This window comes from uncultured Acidaminococcus sp. (genome assembly GCA_900538365.1).
Classification (GTDB): Bacteria; Bacillota; Negativicutes; order Acidaminococcales; family Acidaminococcaceae; genus Acidaminococcus.
Genome location: UPXT01000001.1, coordinates 1 through 16,093, shown reverse-complemented (window position 1 = coordinate 16,093; position 16,093 = coordinate 1). Strand labels below are relative to the sequence as shown.

The following is a 16,093-nucleotide window of genomic DNA, read 5'->3' as shown; positions in this document are numbered from 1 at the left end:
ATTCTCTCATTTTTTCACAGTCTCTTCTTTTTTACTGCAGTTCCTTTTTAAAGAAATCCGTCAGTTTGGCAAAGGGAATAAGTTCCGTCTTATCATAGAGATCGACGTGACCCGCTCCTTTTACATAATAAAGTTCCTTTGGCTCTTGGGCACGACGGTAAGCATCCTCACTGAATTCCTTGGAATGGGCCTGGTCCCCAGTAATAAATAGCAGGGGCCGCGGCGAAATGGTCTCGATATCATCAAAAGGATAAAAGTTCATGAACTTGACATTGCTTGTATAGGTCGGATGGGTCGTTGTATTCATGTCCTGTCCCCTGCCTTTGGCAGCGCCCCTTGTCGTCCTGTAGTAATCATAGAATTCCTGCTGAATGGAATCTGTATCCTTTGTGAGCGTATGGGTCGTACCGCCCATAAGCTTATGAGAAGCCCCTTCAAATTCGGCATACCGCTGCTCAGCCGCCGCTTTTAGATAGGCCTTGCGAGCCTCAAGGCTAAAGGAGTGGTGAAGGCCATTGCGGTTTGCGGCCCCCATATCATACATGGAAACAGTGGCAAGGGCCTTGATTCTGGGATCGATCTTAGCCGCACTGACAAGAAAGGACGCACTTCCACAAATGCCAATGGCTCCGATCTTTTCCCTGTCCACAAAGGGACGGGTCCCTAAATAGTCAACAGCCGCCATATAGGCTTCGGAATAAAGGTCTGGCAGGACGCTGTTGCGGGGCGTACCTTCACTGGAACCCCAAAAAGGCGTATCCACGGCCAAGGTAATGAAACCCTGTTCTGCCATCTTTTGGGCATAGAGGGTTGCGCTTTGTTCCTTTACGGCGCCCATAGGGTGCCCAACAATGAGAGCGGCCCGTTTCTCCCCTTTTTTATAATCTTTGGGGATGTAGAGATTGCCAGCGACTTTCATGTCGAATTGGTTCTTGAAGATAACAGGCTTCATGGTCACAAGCTTGCTTTGATAGAAGTTATCGGCACCATGATCTAGATGCTGAGGCTTGGGCAGCTTTTCCGGAAGAGGTGCAAACCAAGGATCTGCAGCTTGGGCACCTCCTGGTGTGGGAATTCCTAAGACAAGACAAAGGGCGGCAAGACGCATGATCTTTTGCATTTTATGATGAACGCTCGTTTTCATGGAAATTCCTCCTTATGATTCTTTTCCTTACTGTACCGCACCTTTCATTTCCTGTAAAATACTTATTTTACTTTGTGTATCATATAAAAAACGTATAGATAAAAAAAGAACCCCCATCCTCATAAGGACAGGGGTCAATTTTTTGTTTTAGCGGCCTTTTCTTGATTGAGCCAAGACCTGCATTTTTTCTTCGTAGTAGGCCGGCGTCATATCCATAAAGTGAGGATGCGGATTTTCAAAGCGCTGTTCTTCCTCCCAAATTTCTTCTGTCAATTGATGGCGCACATAATCACGGATTTCTTCAAGGCTGGGGGTTTGATAGATTACCTTGCCGTCACGGACAACGGGAACTTTGAGAGCTTTGGCCGTGCAGTTTGTATAGTGACGGAGACGCCAAGGTTCCTTGGGATCGACATAGCGGAAGGGTGCTGAAAGATCAACCGTTTCTCCCTCACAGGCAATAAGGTCACAAAGGGCTTTGCCATTGCTGTTATAGATACGGTACAGGTCCTTCCGACCAGGGTTTGTGATCTTTTCAATGGATTCAGAGACCTTGATGCGCGGCGTCCAAGTCTTATCCTGCTTTTTAACAGCAACAAGCTTATAAACCGCGCCGAAGACCGGATCGCTTTTAGCGGTAATGAGGCGTTCCCCAACGCCAAAGGAATCGATGCGTCCTCCCTGATCAAGGATGGAGCGGATGGTATATTCATCAAGACTGTTTGAAGCCACGATCTGGCAGTCATGGAGGCCTTCATCATCAAGGATCTTACGAACCCGTTTGGAAAGGTAAGCCAGGTCCCCAGAATCAATGCGCACGCCCTTAAGCCTTTTGCCCATGGGATGAAGGATTTCCTTTGCTGTTCGGATGGCATTGGGCAGACCGGAATGGATGACGTCATACGTATCAATGAGAAGGACCACATTATCAGGGTAGATTTCTGCGTATTTTTTGAAGGCTTCAAATTCGTCATCAAAGTACATGACCCAGCTGTGGGCCATGGTCCCTCCTACAGGAATGCCAAACTCCTTACCTGCAAGAACGGTTGCGGTCCCATTGGCCCCGCCAATATAAGCAGCACGGGCCCCGTAGACAGCCGCATCCATGTTGTGGGCCCGGCGGGCACCAAAGTCAGATACAATACGGCCCTGGGCCGCACGGACAATTCGGTTCGTCTTTGTCGCAATAAGGGACTGATGATTGATTTCCGCAAGGATGGCAGTTTCGAGCAGCTGGGCATCGAGCATGGGAGCCGTGACCGTAAGGATGGGTTCATGGGGATACATGACGGTTCCTTCTGGCAGGGCATCGATATCGCCATGGAAATGATAGCTTTCAAGATAGGTCAGGAACTCTTCGCTAAACAGATGGAGACTGCGGAAATAAGCTACGTCACTTTTTGAGAAATGGAAATTCTTCACAAGCTCGAGTACTTGTTCCAGGCCAGCAAAGATGGCATAGCCGCCATTATCAGGATTACTTCGATAAAAGACATCAAAAGTGACATTCTTCATCTTGTCCAGGCCATCACTGAAATAGCCATTTGCCATGGTCATTTCATAAAGATCCATAACAAGGGACAAATTGCGTTCATCTGATTGCATTGGTACATACCCTCCCAAGGTTTTGGCCCACGAAGGGTAATTCCTTGTGGGCCTCTGGATAATAAGCCGCTTGTCTTTGGGGCGGGAAGAAGCGTCCCCTTAAAGCCCTTAGGCCATTCCGTTCTCATGACAAGCGTCAACATGCTTCATTGTACCATGTTGCATAGAAAAAGTCATGGCAATTATCTGAAAAACTGGACTTCTGACAAGTCAGTGCTCTTTTATTTCAGGGAGCCGGATGATCTGGGTCTTTTTATCGTAAAGGGTCCGCGCCCCACCATAAAGGGAGGAAAAACTTGTCAAGGTAACGACAGAAGCAATGGCAATCATGATGGAAATCTGGTACAGGATGGCCAAAAGCGGCGAAGCCCCGGCAAGGATCTGCCCGGTCATCATGCCCGGCAGGGACACGATGCCCATGCCAACCATGGAGTTCAGTGTCGGCACCATGGCTGTTTCAAGGGCCCTGATGACAAAAGGCTGGAGAATGTCCCCACTGTCCGCGCCTAGGCAGGCTAAGGCTTCCATGCGCGCCTGCTGACCTACCAATGTCTCCCGAAAGGTCTTGATACCGAGGGAAACGCTGTTCATGGCATTGCCGAGGAGCATGCCTCCTAGGGGGATGACATACTGCGGATTAAAGAAAGATTTTCTTGCGACAGCCATAACGAAGAAGGCCAAAATGGAAAAACCGCCTAGGGTCATGGATAGGCCAATCACAAAACGAAAAGAAGGAGAAAGGCCAGGGTTTTTGGACAGAACGCGGTGGATGGAAAAAGTCATCATGACAAATAAATAAAGACCAGTCCATAAGGAGTTTGGATTTCCAAAAAGATAAGTGAGGACCCATCCTGAAAGAATGAGCTGGATGGTCATCTTTGCGCTTGCCGTAAGAAGCAGGCTCGTCTTTTCGATACGGCACCGCTTCATGATAAAAAGAATCAAAAGAAGCAGGAGATAAACCGTCGAAAATTGCAGGAACTGCATCAAGAACACGTTCATTTGGCATGGCCTCCTGACAGGCAAATCGTGGCGTCGGCAAATTCAAGTGTAAGGTGGGTATCATGGCACACACATAAAAGGGTCCTCCCCGTCTTATGGCTTTCTTCCTTTAAGGAACGAAACAGGGTCCGTGCCGTTTCTTCATCAAGGGATGCCGTGGGTTCATCAAGCATCAGGACATCAGGGGAAAAAGAAAGAAAAAGGGCAAGATAGGCTCGCTGCCGCTCCCCGCCAGAAAGACTGCGGCAGTCCGTTTCGATGGATATGGGAAGGGCAGCCCGCTGGAGGGCTTCCCGCATCTGATCCAGGTAAGGCGGATTTTCCCGCAGGCCCCCATAATAGGCTTCAAAGTTTTCCTTGATGGTACCATCAAATAAAAAGGGTTCCTGCGGGACACGGAGCACGTTCTTTCGATAGCTGAGGATATCATAGCTGGAAAGCGGCCTTCCCTCATAACGGACGGTTCCTTTATCGGGCAGGAGGGTGCCGTTCAGGAGCCGCAGATAGGTACTTTTGCCACAGCCGCTAGGTCCAATGAGAAAGGTCATGGCACCTCGTTCAACCTTGATTTCCGGGTACACAATCTTTCCCAGGGCCGTCATTTGGTCATCAGAAAAGAAAATCGGATTGTTCATTGCTGTCATCCCCTTTTATTCCCTTTTAATAGATCCTTTTTTCTGCAAGTGAGCACGAAAATAGGAGGAACCATCATACGGGCATCTTTTCTTCTTCTTCCACTTCTTTGATCCGGTCCATGGCCTCTTCCTCTTCTGTTCCGCCATACCGGTCGGAAAGATGGACAAGGATCATGGCAATGACAAGAAGGGCATACCCATAAAAGGCTCCATAGACACCTTCCCGCATGACCGCAACGCCTGCTGCCAGGCAGCCAGCCATAAAGGAAAGGATGGTCCCTGTATAGAGAATGGCTTTGTGGAAAAATTTCCAGTCCCTCGTCATAACGAACTGGGTCCAGGCAAGGACGGACTGCTTCGTATTATTTGAAAGAAAAATAGTCGCACTGGCATAGCCCTGGGCTTCGGAAAAAGTTCCCCACTGGAAACTGGCCGCAAAAATCATGGGATAGATGGTCATAATGGGATCCCAAGTAAGGGGCATGAGCGCCACGAGGGTAATGGCAACGGCATTGACGCAGATGACGATTTTGCGCATGTCTTTTTTGATTTTCTGGGAAAGCAGAAATGAAACCACGACCCCGGCGGCAAACATGATGAGGGCCCCTACCCTTGTCATGACGGAGAAAAAATCTCCGCCCAAAAAGTCTTCCGTAATGCTCATGAGGTTACCGGTCTGGGCATTGACGAAATTCCGGGCATGAAGCACTACAGAATACATCCCGCCAAAGCCGGCATAGCAGGCCATGAGCCAGTGGATGATTTCGTCGTAATGGGTGGCAAAATAGCCGCCTGTTTTTTTATTGGATATCATTGGCGTTTCATAAGCTCCTTTTGAAAATCTTCTTTGACCCGGTCCATGAGCTCCTTGCTGCAGATGAGGTCATAAGCCGTTCCTGCAAGGATCTTGGCCCCATATAAGATGGCAGCATGGCCCATGTCATCCTTGCCATGATCGAGATATTCCTGGGAATGGGCTGCCGCGCCTTCCGGCACGAACTTGATGCGGGCACAGGCGCCAGGCATACGGTGAAGGACGTTGCCAAAATCCGTGGAGCCTGTCTTTTCGCGAGGCGGTGCCAAACCGGGGGCGCCGCAGGCCTTGGCATTTTCCATGATGACCGCATTGAGGGTTGGTGCGGGCAGTTTATCATCAAAAGAAGGGCGGTCCACCATAGTAACCGTTACACCGGCCATAAGGGCCGCGCCTTTTAGGATGTCGCGGACGCGGCTTACAACCTTATCAAGGGCTTCCCGGGAATAGGAGCGAAGACAGAATGAACCGACCGCTGTATCAGGAACGATATTATTGGGACCGGGCAAGGTTTCGATGGTGTAGTGCATGCGGACATCGTCAGGTACATGTTCGCGCAGGAACTCGATTCCATTAAAGGCAAGGAGCAGGGCATCCAGTGCCGACCGCCCTTTGTGGGGCGCAATAGCCGCATGGGAGGATTTGCCATGGAAGGTAGCCAGGATTTCACTGAGGGCGAGGCTCTTGACATCAGTTTGGGTATAAGGACCGCCATGCATCATGAGCGCGACATCGATATCCTGGAAAAGACCGGCTTCAAGCATATTGATTTTGCCGCCAAAACTTTCCTCCGCCGGCGTTCCGTAAATGACAAGATGGTAGGGTCTATCTGTGAGGATGTCCTTCAAGGCACAGGCCGCCCCAATCACGGCGGGTCCCTGGAGATGATGACCGCAGCCGTGGCCAAAATCCTTTAGCGCATCGTATTCGCATAATAGACCAATAGATGGCCCGCCTTCCTTATTCTCATAGCGTGCGCGAAACGCAGCCTGCAGTCCGCCCACGCCAAGTTCCACGGTAAAACCCTGGTCCTTCAAAAGGCCCGTCAGCAGCGACGCTGCATGGACCTCCTTACCTTCCCATTCAGGATGGTCATAAATATCGTCAGCCGCTGCAATGAGACCCTCCTTTTCTTTATCAATCCGGCGCCAAAGGGCTTCTTTTTGTGTATCCAATGGAAAATCCCCCTCTTTTCCTTGTTTCTTCTTCCTTAAAGTATAGAAAGGCTGCTGCCGCTTGTCAAACCCTCAAAAGAAAAACGCCACCACAAACGGACGTTTGCAGTGACGTTTCAGGTTCAGGTGCAAAATTATTTGCGAAGACCCAGTCTTTCAACGATGGAGCGGTATCTTTCGATATCCTTCTTCATGAGATAATTCAGAAGGCCGCGGCGCTGACCAACCATTTTCAGAAGACCACGACGGGAATGATGGTCTTTCTTGTTGTTTTTCAGGTGTTCGGTCAGATAGCTGATGCGTTCGGAAAGGATGGCAATCTGAACTTCCGGGGATCCCGTGTCAGCTTCGTTGATGCGATAGGTTTCAATCAGTTCTTTTTTTCTTGCAGGTGTCAACATAATAAATTCCTCCTCAATACAGATCATACCGATAACTGCAGCCAGCGTCGGAGATCGCATGGCAGCGTCATGGCTTGCCCTTGTGGGCACTTTGGTAGTATATCATAGTTTAGAAGCTGCCGCAACTAAAATCCATGAGCAGCGTCGCTTTTTTATCCTTTTCCATTTGCCGGATCAGCTGTTCTGCCGAGGAAAAACGAATTTCGTCGCGAAGTTTTTCCATCAGTTTCACAGCAATAGGCTCGCCATAAAGATTACGGTCAAAGCCGAACAGATGGGCTTCCAACCGGATGTCCTCCGTAGCAAAGGTGGGATTGTTTCCCACATTGAGCATGGCTTTGTACCATACCCCCTTAGCCTGGACAAGACCTGCATAGACGCCGTATTGGGGAATGGCAATCTTTTCATTCATAAGGCTGATATTGGCCGTAGGGAACCCTAGGGTGCGGCCCCGTTTATCCCCATGGATAACGGTTCCATGAATCACATAAGGCCGTCCCAACATGAAATTGGCTTTATGGATCTGTCCTTCCCCAATGGCCCGCCGGATCTGCGTACTGGAAATCACACAGCCATCCAAAGTCAGAAGGGGACTGGTCAAGATGGTCAGCTCATACTTTTCATGGACTTTGTTCAAAAAGTCCACATTCCCGGTGCCGCCGGCGCCAAAGCTGAAATTGGTTCCAATCCCAACGGCCCGTACTCCCTTATCTTCGAGGAGCGAGAGGAATCCGTCTGCAGATAGAACGGCCAATTCCTTGGTAAAGGGAATATTGCAGAGAATATCGATTCCCATTTCCTCAAGAAGGGCAATCTTATCAGGATTGGAAAGAAGCCGGGGCGGTTCCTTTTCCGGCCGCAAAAAAGCCAAGGGATGATTGCTGAAGGTAAAGACCAGAGAAGAAAGTCCATGCTCCTTGGCATAGGCCCTGGTCGTATGGATGACCTTTTGATGCCCTCTATGGAGCCCGTCAAAGGTTCCCAATGCTGCCGCGGATGGCGGCAGCACCGCCCGATTCAGTTCATCCAATGTTGTTATGATTTGCATAGTACGCCATCACTCCGGAATGTAGATGATTTTATGGGGGCACAGCCGCCCTTGTTTGGCACGGGCAAGACCAATGACCCCATGACCTTTAAGCTCGATGACATAAAGCTGTCCTTCTTCAATGCCGCGAACCGTCGTGGCGACCCCTTGGGCAATGCGGCGGGCTTGGATGTCATTTACCTCACGATGCGGGAAATGACGAAGCACTACATCCAGGGAAAGCGCAGTTCCTTGAGGGTCCTGCTTGATTTCTTCCAAAGTATGGGCATTTTCCAAGGTAAAGTCTCCCACTTGGGTGCGTAAAAGAAAGCTCATGGTGCCTTCCATGCCGAGTTTTTTGGCAATATCCTCGCACAGGGTCCGGATAAAGGTTCCTTTGGAACAAGTGACTTCAAAGAGCAGTGTCTTTCCCCGATAGGTCAAAAGGGATAGGTGATGGATGGTAATGGGTCGAGGCTCCCGTTCCACTTCAATTCCCTGGCGCGCCAGTTTATAGAGCTTTTTGCCGCCTACGCTGATGGCCGAATACATGGGAGGAACCTGCATGCCCTCCCCGACAAAGGATTGGAGGGTTTCCTTGAGTTCAGCAAGATCAAGGTCCCGAACAGGACTTTCCGCAAGGATCTTTCCTTCCAGGTCTCCCGTATCGGTGCGAAAGCCAAAGGTCAGCTCCGCCCGATAGGTCTTGCGGTCATGGGCCGCATATTCCAAAAAGCGCGTTGCCTGCCCGGTAAAGACTGGCAGAACACCGGCAGCCATGGGATCAAGGGTCCCCGCATGACCGATTTTCTTCATTTGGAGAATCTTCCGCATGGCACCGACAACGTCGTGACTGGTCATCCCCGGGGGTTTCAGCACATTGAAGATGCCGTCCATCTCAGGCTCCCTTCAAGGCCGTTGAAAGGGCCCCAATCAATGCTTTTTTTGCTTCAGGAAGAGGTGCTTTGATGGTACATCCCGCAGCTTTCACGTGCCCGCCGCCGCCAAAGGAAAGGGCGATCTGACTGACATCAACTAAGCGGGAGCGCATGCTGACCCGCGTTTCATCTTCTTCCACAGCCTTAAAGACCACAGCCACTTCCACACCCTCAATATAGCGGGGATAGTAGATGAAACTGTCCGTGGAAATCTCCTTTTGATAAAGGTCATGACGGATTTCCAGTGTACTGATCTTTCCACCTTCATAGAAGGTCAGCGTCGGCAGGACCTTAGCCAGCAGTTCGATGGTCTCCCGTGATTTCATTTCAAGGATGTCGGAAATCTCGTCGGGATGGACGCCGTAAGGCAGAAGCTCAGCGGCAGCCATCATGCACGCTGGCGTCGTATTCCCATACTTAAAGAAGCCACAGTCCGTGACAATCGCCGTATAAAGGCAGATGGCCATGTCTTTATTGATGGAAACGTGGTTTTCCTTAAAGAGCCGATAAATGACCTCCCCTGTTGCCGCGGCTTTTGGGTCAAGGAGCAGGTAGTCAGCGTAATGCGTATTGGAAATATGGTGATCGATGTTGAGGATGGGAGATGACAGAGCCGCTTCATTGGCCCCCATCCGATCCTTGGAACTGGCATCAACCACAATGGTCAGATCGGTGGGAATGGTCTCCCCTTCCGTCACCTGATGGTACGCCTCCGCACCGGGCAGGAATCGATACGTAAGGGGAATCACATCGTCCACAAGAAGGTGCACTGCCTTTCCCTTCTGCCGAAGTGCTTCGGCAAGGGCAAGTCCGGATCCCGTCGTATCCCCATCGGGGCCAATATGGCTGACGATGGCAATGCGGGAAGCGGCCATGATGAGGTCCCACGTTTCCTTGTAGCCAACGTTTTTACTCATGATGGTCTTCTTTCTCTTTGATTTCCTTCAGGATGGACTCAATATGGGCAGAGTATTCCATGGATGTATCTTTATGGAAACTCAGATGGGGCGCCATCCGAAGTTTGATGCGTTTGGCAATTTCCGTCCGGAAATATCCCAGGCAGCTCTGAAGGCCTTTCCAGGCCTCCTCCTGCTGCTCTTTGGAGCCATAAAGGCTCACATAGATCTTGGCATAGCTGAGTTCGTTTGTGACTTCAACGCCCGTAATGGTAACAAATTTTACACGCGGGTCCTTGACTTCACGTAGCAGCATATTGCTCAATTCCTGTTTAATCAGGGCCTGAAGCTTTTCAGCCCGTAATTTTGACATAATGCTTCTCCTTATTCAGCTGCGACTTCTTCCATGATGTAGACTTCGAGCTGGTCGCCTTCCTTGATATCGCGATAGTCGGCGAGGGTGAGACCGCATTCATAGCTCGCCGCAACTTCCTTGACATCATCTTTGAAGCGGCGCAGGGAATCAAGTTCGCCTTCATGAACAATGATTCCGTCGCGGACAAGACGGATCTTGGCGTTTCTCGTAATCTTTCCGTCCTTGACATAAGCACCGGCAATAAGGTTCTTGTTGATGGGAATGACCTTGCGAATTTCAACATGGCCAATGATCTTTTCGCGGAACTTCGGTGCCAGCATCCCCTTGATGGCCGCTTCAACATCGTTGAGGGCATCATAGATGACGCGATAGGTCCGGATATCGACCTGTTCGGTTTCGGCAGCTTTGCGTGCATTGGCATCAGGACGGACGTTGAAGCCGATGATGAGGGCGTTTGAGGCACTGGCAAGCATGACGTCCGATTCGTTGATCGTGCCGACACCGGAGTGCACAATCACAACCTTGACTTCTGTGTTCTTGATATTCGTAAGAGCTTGTTCAAGGGCCTGGATGGTGCCTTGGACATCGGCTTTGACGACGATGTTCAGGTCCTTCATTTCCCCTTCCTGGATTCGGCTGAAGATATCATCAAGGGAAACCTTGGCTTTCTTCTGCTCGTCCATCTTTTGCTTATCCAGCCGCTTTTCTGCAACAACGCGCGCCGTATGTTCATCCGTTGCATCAAGGAAGTCACCGGCTTCCGGCACATCATTGAGGCCCAGAACCTCAACCGGCGTAGAAGGACCGGCCTTCTTTACTTTTTCACCTCGGTCGTTGACCATGGCACGGACTTTACCGTAAGTCGTGCCAGCAAGGATGGAATCCCCGATATGGAGCGTCCCTCGGTCAACAAGGACCGTTGCTACCGGTCCGCGGCCCTTATCCAATTTGGCTTCGATGATGGTTCCATGGGCAGGCAGGTCAGGGTTCGCTTTCAGTTCAAGCATGTCAGCTTCCAGAAGGATCATTTCAAGGATATCGGAAATTCCTGTCTTCTGACGGGCCGAAACGGGAACCATGATGGTATCGCCGCCCCAGGCTTCCGGAATGAGACCATGTTCGGACAGCTGCTGCATGACAAAATCAGGGTTGGCCCCTTCCTTATCGATTTTGTTGATGGCCACAATGACAGGCACATTGGCGGCCTTGGCATGATTGATGGCTTCCATGGTCTGGGGCATGACGCCGTCATCGGCGGCAACAACAAGGACAGCAATATCCGTGACCTGGGCCCCTCTGGCACGCATGGCCGTAAAGGCTTCATGGCCCGGCGTATCCAAAAAGACGATGGGCCGGCCTTGGCAGATGACGCGGTAAGCACCAATGTGCTGCGTAATCCCGCCAGCTTCACGGGCCGTCACATTGGTCTTACGGATGGCGTCAAGAAGGGACGTCTTACCATGGTCAACGTGACCCATGACGGTAACAACAGGAGGACGAGGCTTGCGTTTGGCCGGATTGTCCTCGATTTCCGGAAGTTCCGTCGGATCCTGCTCAGGAGGCGGTTCCTTGATTTCACAGTTGAAGTCCATGCCCACAAGTTCGGCCGTTTCATGGTCGATTTCCTGGTTGATGGTCACCATCTTCCCCAGAAGGAAGAGCTTCTTGATGACTTCATTGACATCGCGGCACAAGAGTTTGGCAAAGTCCTTGACACTGATGCTCTCGCCTACTTCAATGCTCGTCGGACGAACGACTTCAGCCTGTTTTTTCGGTGCGGCCTGGTTGTTGTTTTTATGTTTATGGTTTTTCATCATATGATCTGCACTGCGTAAGGGGCGTGTATCGCGGCTTGCGTACGATCCCTTGATTTTTTCCTTTTTCTCCTTATGTCCGAAGTTCTGGTTTCTTTTTCCCATATCCTTTCCGGCATGGGGACTGTTCATATTGAATCCGCTGTTTTGCGGACGACTGCCATTATTGCGTGGATTGTTCTGGTTGCGGCGGTTATTGCTGTTCCCGCCGCGGTTATCCCGATTGTCATTATGACGGGGGCCATTTCCATTTGCTCGGGTATGATTCTGCTGATTGCCGCGGCCGCGGTCATTGTGGTCATTATGAACAGCGCCGGTCCCATTATGCTGACTGCGCTGACCATTTTGCAGATTCATGCGGCCGCCGTTTTGGCGTTCCCGATTGTCAGGACGGCGGATCTCCCCACCATGACCGTTATGGGGACCATTTTGGCTTCCATGCTGATTGTGGCCTTCCTTGCGGCGGTCTTCCCGCTGCAGGTCTTTCTGGACAGGCTGCGCTGGATGAATAGGAGCAGCCTTGGGAGCAACTCGTTCCTTCGGCTGGCCAGAAGATTGCTGAGGAGCCTGAACCTTTTGCGGAGCCCTGGGCCCATTTCCCTTGCGGCTCATCTCCTTAAGGACCGTTTGCCGGACCCCTTCATCGACGGAGCTCAGGTTACTCTTGACAGCAATGTTGCGGGCCTTCAGGAAGGACACGATTTCCTTGCTGTCCACATTAATTTCTTTGGCGATCTCATATATTCTAAATTTTGTCATCCGCACACCTCCAGTAAAACGACTATATCATCATTTTCATAAAGTTCTTATCTAATAACACGACAGCAGCGCGAGGGGCCTTCCCTAAGGCTTGGCCAATCCTTGCAGCTGTAAGACGTTTGGTAAAAGGAACATGGGTCTCTTTGCAGAGAGCCACCACTTTTTCGACCGTCCGGGGTGCTGCGTCCTCGGCAAGGACAGCATAGCAGCCCAGCCCCTTTTTCAGTGCTTCGCTGACGGCCATATCGCCAGATGCGGCTTTTCCTGCCTTTTGGGCAAGGCCCAAGGCAAAATAGAGCTGTTCATCGGTCTTCATGATTTTTTCAGTTCCTCTAACAAGGCATCCTTGCATTCCTTGGACACGGGAATTTCAAAAGCCCGTTCCAGGCTCTTTGAAGCAAAGGCTTTTTGGATGCAGCTTGGATCATCACAGACATAGGCACCCCGTCCCGCCTTTTTTCCGGTCCGGTCAAGGACAATATCCCCATCCGGCGTCCGGACGATGCGGATCAGGTCCTTCTTGTCCTTTTTGGTGCCGCAGCCAATGCAGCTGCGCTGCGGGATCTTCTTGACCTTCATGCTTCATCCCCGTTTTCTCCGCCAGCTGCGGCTTCCACGTTTTCACGGGCCTGGGTCTCACTCTTGATGTCGATTTTCCAGCCTGTGAGTTTAGCTGCAAGCCGGGCATTCTGGCCTTCCTTGCCAATGGCAAGGGAAAGCTGGAAGTCCGGCACGACGACACGGCAAATCTTGTGTTCGGCATCGGCGGCTGCCGATACAACCTTGGATGGTGAAAGGGCGCTGGCGACATATTCTTCCGGATTGTCACTGTATTTGACAATATCGATCTTTTCGCCGCCCAGTTCATCAACAACGGTCTGGACACGCATCCCTTTAGGACCGACGCAGGCACCGACAGGATCAACACTGGGATTGGTGCTATGGACAGCAATCTTGCTGCGCATTCCCGGTTCACGGGCAACGCTGTCAATGATGACCGTTCCATCCTGGATTTCTGCCACTTCCAATTCAAAAAGACGTTTCAAGAGACCGGGATGGGTCCGGGACAGGATGATCTGGGGACCCTTGGTGGTCTTTTTGACTTCGACTACATAACATTTGATCCGCTGATGGTATTCATAGGTTTCCCCCGGGATCTGTTCGTTGGGAAGGAGCGTTCCCTCGGCCGTGCCCAGATCAACAAAGATGTTGCGGCCCTCGATACGCTGGATGGTTCCTGTGACGATATCGTTTTCCCGATCGGAATACTTTTCGTAGACCATCCCCCGCTCTGCTTCGCGGATGCGCTGGACAATCACCTGTTTGGCATTTTGGGCGGCAATGCGGCCAAAGTTCTTGGGCGTCACTTCTTCTTCCACAACGTCCCCGGCCTGGTAGCGCGGGTTCAGCTTGAACGCTTCATCAAGGCTGATTTCGGTCAAGGGATTTTCCACTTCCGTTACAATATTTTTCTGCGCATAGACGTGAATCTCCCCATTTTCCTTGTTCATGGAAACCCTGACATTCTGAGTGGAGCCGAAATTCTTCTTATAGGCTGTGATGAGCGCCTCTTCCACCGCACTGTACAGTACGTCCGGAGAAATATGCTTCTCCTTGGCCAGCTGCGCAATGGCTCTTACAAAATCCGCATTCACTTGTAAAATCCTCCCTTAAAAATCCAAATGTGGTCTGACAGATGAAATAAGCGACCGCTCCAGGGTCACTTTCTGGTTCTTAAAGTTTTTCACGACCAAATGGGCTTCATCGTGGCTGATAAGTTCATAGGTCATCACCTTCTTGCCTTCAAACGGGGCATAAAAAGATACGTCAATCTTCTTACCATAGTGATCGACATAATCGCTGTCCTTTTTTAGCGGTCTGTCGATACCGGGGGAAGAAACTTCCAGATAGTACTGTTCCTTGATGACGTCTTTTTCATCCAATACTTTTTCAAGGTCACCGCTTACAGCCGTGCAGTCATCAATATCGATGCCGCCTTCTTTATCGATGTAGACCCGGAGATACCAGTCCCGTTCCCGGACATATTCCACATCAACAAGTTCTACGCCGCACGCTTCACAAATAGGAAGGGCGAGCTCGCTGACCTGTTCCACGATTTTCTTTTTGTCCATTTGGCACCTGCTTCTTTTTAATTCATGATCCCGGAGAGCACCGGATATTGGAGCAAAACATCGGTCCGCACCTTGCTGCCTTCTCCCCGCTTCCAAGAAGAAGGGAAATCGAATTGGAGCATGCTCCTTTTGCTCCTTGTAAACGAAAGAGCGGGTATAAATACCCACTCTCCAAGGTTTGCCTCAGTTTTCTATCGTTCATTATAACACGTACGCCAAGGAAAGGCAAGGAACTGCGCGCTTTCTTTGGCTTCCCGCCTTATTGGTTGAGCAGATACGCGTTTAGGGCTTGGGATAATTCCATCCCCAGTGTATGGGGGGATAAGGGCGTCCAAGCACTGTCCCGGACGGTGGACTCGCTGATCATGGTGCCCTGGCGGCGGTTGTAATCTGCCCGATACAGGTCCATGTAGGTTTTGAGTCTTACATCGTAGCGGGAATAAAGATAGGTCGTGTTGCCTCCGCGGCGAACCCATTTATTCCAAACCGTCAAGATGCCCGTCTGTTTATCATAGCTTAGGGAACGGGAATCAAAGTAGACTTCATAGCGGGAGTTTACGGCGGCCAGTTCCCAAGCAGCCTCCTTGTCACTCGGCACGGTGGGAAGGGATTCTTCCTCAAGGGTTGAAAGCTTATTTCCCTCTGGGGAGGGTTTTGCCACCTCTTCGGCGGATTCCTGCGCCGTTTTATTTTTTTCTTCCGCCCGTCTCAAGTACTTTTTCCAAGAAGGTTCATCCTGTTCCGCCGCCAATTTTGCGTCTGCCTTGGCTGCAATAGGGTCCGCTGCCTTTTGGGTCCCATCCATTTTCTTTGAAGGGGCGGCTGCCGCTTCTTTTTTCCCCGTCATGGGTTGGACCGATGCTTCAGGCTGCAGGGCTTTTTTAGCTGTATCCGCTTCTACGGTTGAAGCCCCAAGGGTTTTACTTGTCAGGCCTTTTTCCGTGAGCGCTTTCCGTGCCGCTTTGCCGCGGCTCGTATAGCGTTTCCACAAAGGTTCCCTGGAAAGGGCTTCTTCCGCTTTTAGGCGGGCAAGAGCCGCTTCTTTTGCTTTTTCTTCCTTAGCAGCCGCTTCCTCGGCAGCTCTTTGTTTGGCCCTGGTTGTATATTTCCGCCACTGGGCACTTTCCGCGGTGCCTGCCGCTGCCGAAAAGGGCATAGCCACAATTGCACCAAGGACCAGGACGGTGATGATTTGCTTTTTCATAGCTAAGTTTCCTTTCCCCAAAAACTTATTTTAACCTTTTTATTTTACCATATTTTAAGCGCTTCGTCAGACCAATTTGTCCCCAAGTATGTGTCAACATTTTCTCGGGAGACCCATATAAGATTGTGTTGCAGCTTAATTAAATGCGGAAAATGGAGCTTAAGTGACCTA

Annotated in this window: 17 protein-coding genes; all 17 read right to left on the bottom strand. The window is 50.7% G+C overall.

From position 1 onward, the window contains the following. Window positions 1-31: 31 nt before the first annotated feature. The 17 genes from QZQ08_RS00085 to QZQ08_RS00005 all read right to left on the bottom strand — a co-directional run bounded on the left by QZQ08_RS00085 (window position 32) and on the right by QZQ08_RS00005 (window position 15,922). Window positions 32-1,144: an alpha/beta hydrolase gene (locus QZQ08_RS00085; RefSeq protein WP_296326215.1), complete on the bottom strand. Its 1,113-nt coding sequence runs from the start codon at window positions 1,142-1,144 to the stop codon at window positions 32-34. Between the two features lie 147 nt (window positions 1,145-1,291). Then, the gene (locus QZQ08_RS00080) at window positions 1,292-2,749 is read right to left on the bottom strand and encodes a nicotinate phosphoribosyltransferase (RefSeq protein WP_296326212.1); all 1,458 of its coding nucleotides are present in this window, start codon (window positions 2,747-2,749) and stop codon (window positions 1,292-1,294) included. A gap of 210 nt (window positions 2,750-2,959) precedes the next feature. Continuing rightward, on the bottom strand, window positions 2,960-3,751 hold the full coding sequence (locus QZQ08_RS00075; protein WP_296326210.1) for an ABC transporter permease: 792 nt from the start codon (window positions 3,749-3,751) through the stop codon (window positions 2,960-2,962). After that, the gene (locus QZQ08_RS00070; RefSeq protein WP_296326207.1) at window positions 3,748-4,395 is read right to left on the bottom strand and encodes an ABC transporter ATP-binding protein; all 648 of its coding nucleotides are present in this window, start codon (window positions 4,393-4,395) and stop codon (window positions 3,748-3,750) included. The genes QZQ08_RS00075 and QZQ08_RS00070 overlap by 4 nt, the downstream gene beginning before the upstream one ends. Window positions 4,396-4,459: 64 nt before the next feature. Further along, window positions 4,460-5,200: a YoaK family protein gene (locus tag QZQ08_RS00065; protein WP_296326204.1), complete on the bottom strand. Its 741-nt coding sequence runs from the start codon at window positions 5,198-5,200 to the stop codon at window positions 4,460-4,462. Next, complete coding sequence (locus QZQ08_RS00060) at window positions 5,197-6,375, bottom strand: M20 family metallopeptidase (RefSeq protein WP_296326202.1); 1,179 nt, start codon at window positions 6,373-6,375, stop codon at window positions 5,197-5,199. Before QZQ08_RS00060 ends, QZQ08_RS00065 begins: the two co-directional genes overlap by 4 nt. A gap of 134 nt (window positions 6,376-6,509) precedes the next feature. Next, window positions 6,510-6,776: a 30S ribosomal protein S15 gene (rpsO, locus tag QZQ08_RS00055; RefSeq protein WP_009015234.1), complete on the bottom strand. Its 267-nt coding sequence runs from the start codon at window positions 6,774-6,776 to the stop codon at window positions 6,510-6,512. Between the two features lie 109 nt (window positions 6,777-6,885). After that, complete coding sequence (locus QZQ08_RS00050) at window positions 6,886-7,824, bottom strand: bifunctional riboflavin kinase/FAD synthetase (RefSeq protein ID WP_296326198.1); 939 nt, start codon at window positions 7,822-7,824, stop codon at window positions 6,886-6,888. A gap of 9 nt (window positions 7,825-7,833) precedes the next feature. Continuing rightward, complete coding sequence (gene truB / locus QZQ08_RS00045; protein ID WP_296326196.1) at window positions 7,834-8,700, bottom strand: tRNA pseudouridine(55) synthase TruB; 867 nt, start codon at window positions 8,698-8,700, stop codon at window positions 7,834-7,836. Between the two features lies 1 nt (window position 8,701). Continuing rightward, window positions 8,702-9,658, bottom strand: a complete 957-nt coding sequence (locus QZQ08_RS00040) for a bifunctional oligoribonuclease/PAP phosphatase NrnA (protein WP_296326192.1) — start codon at window positions 9,656-9,658, stop codon at window positions 8,702-8,704. Beyond that, a complete protein-coding gene (rbfA, locus tag QZQ08_RS00035) occupies window positions 9,651-10,010 on the bottom strand; it encodes a 30S ribosome-binding factor RbfA (RefSeq protein WP_296326189.1) in 360 nt (119 codons plus the stop codon). Before rbfA ends, QZQ08_RS00040 begins: the two co-directional genes overlap by 8 nt. Before the next feature lie 11 nt (window positions 10,011-10,021). After that, complete coding sequence (infB, locus tag QZQ08_RS00030; RefSeq protein WP_296326186.1) at window positions 10,022-12,586, bottom strand: translation initiation factor IF-2; 2,565 nt, start codon at window positions 12,584-12,586, stop codon at window positions 10,022-10,024. Between the two features lie 22 nt (window positions 12,587-12,608). After that, the gene (locus QZQ08_RS00025) at window positions 12,609-12,902 is read right to left on the bottom strand and encodes a ribosomal L7Ae/L30e/S12e/Gadd45 family protein (protein WP_296326183.1); all 294 of its coding nucleotides are present in this window, start codon (window positions 12,900-12,902) and stop codon (window positions 12,609-12,611) included. Beyond that, window positions 12,899-13,165 carry an RNase P modulator RnpM gene (locus QZQ08_RS00020; RefSeq protein ID WP_296326180.1) on the bottom strand — a complete coding sequence of 89 codons (267 nt, stop codon included), beginning with the start codon at window positions 13,163-13,165 and terminating at the stop codon, window positions 12,899-12,901. Before QZQ08_RS00020 ends, QZQ08_RS00025 begins: the two co-directional genes overlap by 4 nt. Further along, window positions 13,162-14,241, bottom strand: a complete 1,080-nt coding sequence (nusA, locus tag QZQ08_RS00015; RefSeq protein WP_296326177.1) for a transcription termination factor NusA — start codon at window positions 14,239-14,241, stop codon at window positions 13,162-13,164. The genes QZQ08_RS00020 and nusA overlap by 4 nt, the downstream gene beginning before the upstream one ends. A 15-nt stretch (window positions 14,242-14,256) precedes the next feature. Next, the gene (gene rimP / locus QZQ08_RS00010) at window positions 14,257-14,718 is read right to left on the bottom strand and encodes a ribosome maturation factor RimP (RefSeq protein WP_296326172.1); all 462 of its coding nucleotides are present in this window, start codon (window positions 14,716-14,718) and stop codon (window positions 14,257-14,259) included. A gap of 259 nt (window positions 14,719-14,977) precedes the next feature. Further along, the gene (locus QZQ08_RS00005) at window positions 14,978-15,922 is read right to left on the bottom strand and encodes a hypothetical protein (RefSeq protein ID WP_296326169.1); all 945 of its coding nucleotides are present in this window, start codon (window positions 15,920-15,922) and stop codon (window positions 14,978-14,980) included. Between the last annotated feature and the right edge of the window lie 171 nt (window positions 15,923-16,093).

Excerpts from the sequence above, each read along its gene's own strand:
- QZQ08_RS00085 (WP_296326215.1), bottom strand. The coding sequence starts at position 1,144 with ATGAAAACGAGCGTTCATCATAAAATGCAAAAGATCATGCGTCTTGCC.
- QZQ08_RS00080 (WP_296326212.1), bottom strand. The coding sequence starts at position 2,749 with ATGCAATCAGATGAACGCAATTTGTCCCTTGTTATGGATCTTTATGAA.
- QZQ08_RS00075 (WP_296326210.1), bottom strand. The coding sequence starts at position 3,751 with ATGAACGTGTTCTTGATGCAGTTCCTGCAATTTTCGACGGTTTATCTC.
- QZQ08_RS00070 (WP_296326207.1), bottom strand. The coding sequence starts at position 4,395 with ATGACAGCAATGAACAATCCGATTTTCTTTTCTGATGACCAAATGACG.
- QZQ08_RS00065 (WP_296326204.1), bottom strand. The coding sequence starts at position 5,200 with ATGATATCCAATAAAAAAACAGGCGGCTATTTTGCCACCCATTACGAC.
- rpsO (WP_009015234.1), bottom strand. The coding sequence starts at position 6,776 with ATGTTGACACCTGCAAGAAAAAAAGAACTGATTGAAACCTATCGCATC.
- QZQ08_RS00050 (WP_296326198.1), bottom strand. The coding sequence starts at position 7,824 with ATGCAAATCATAACAACATTGGATGAACTGAATCGGGCGGTGCTGCCG.
- truB (WP_296326196.1), bottom strand. The coding sequence starts at position 8,700 with ATGGACGGCATCTTCAATGTGCTGAAACCCCCGGGGATGACCAGTCAC.
- QZQ08_RS00040 (WP_296326192.1), bottom strand. The coding sequence starts at position 9,658 with ATGAGTAAAAACGTTGGCTACAAGGAAACGTGGGACCTCATCATGGCC.
- rbfA (WP_296326189.1), bottom strand. The coding sequence starts at position 10,010 with ATGTCAAAATTACGGGCTGAAAAGCTTCAGGCCCTGATTAAACAGGAA.
- infB (WP_296326186.1), bottom strand. The coding sequence starts at position 12,586 with ATGACAAAATTTAGAATATATGAGATCGCCAAAGAAATTAATGTGGAC.
- QZQ08_RS00025 (WP_296326183.1), bottom strand. The coding sequence starts at position 12,902 with ATGAAGACCGATGAACAGCTCTATTTTGCCTTGGGCCTTGCCCAAAAG.
- QZQ08_RS00020 (WP_296326180.1), bottom strand. The coding sequence starts at position 13,165 with ATGAAGGTCAAGAAGATCCCGCAGCGCAGCTGCATTGGCTGCGGCACC.
- rimP (WP_296326172.1), bottom strand. The coding sequence starts at position 14,718 with ATGGACAAAAAGAAAATCGTGGAACAGGTCAGCGAGCTCGCCCTTCCT.
- QZQ08_RS00005 (WP_296326169.1), bottom strand. The coding sequence starts at position 15,922 with ATGAAAAAGCAAATCATCACCGTCCTGGTCCTTGGTGCAATTGTGGCT.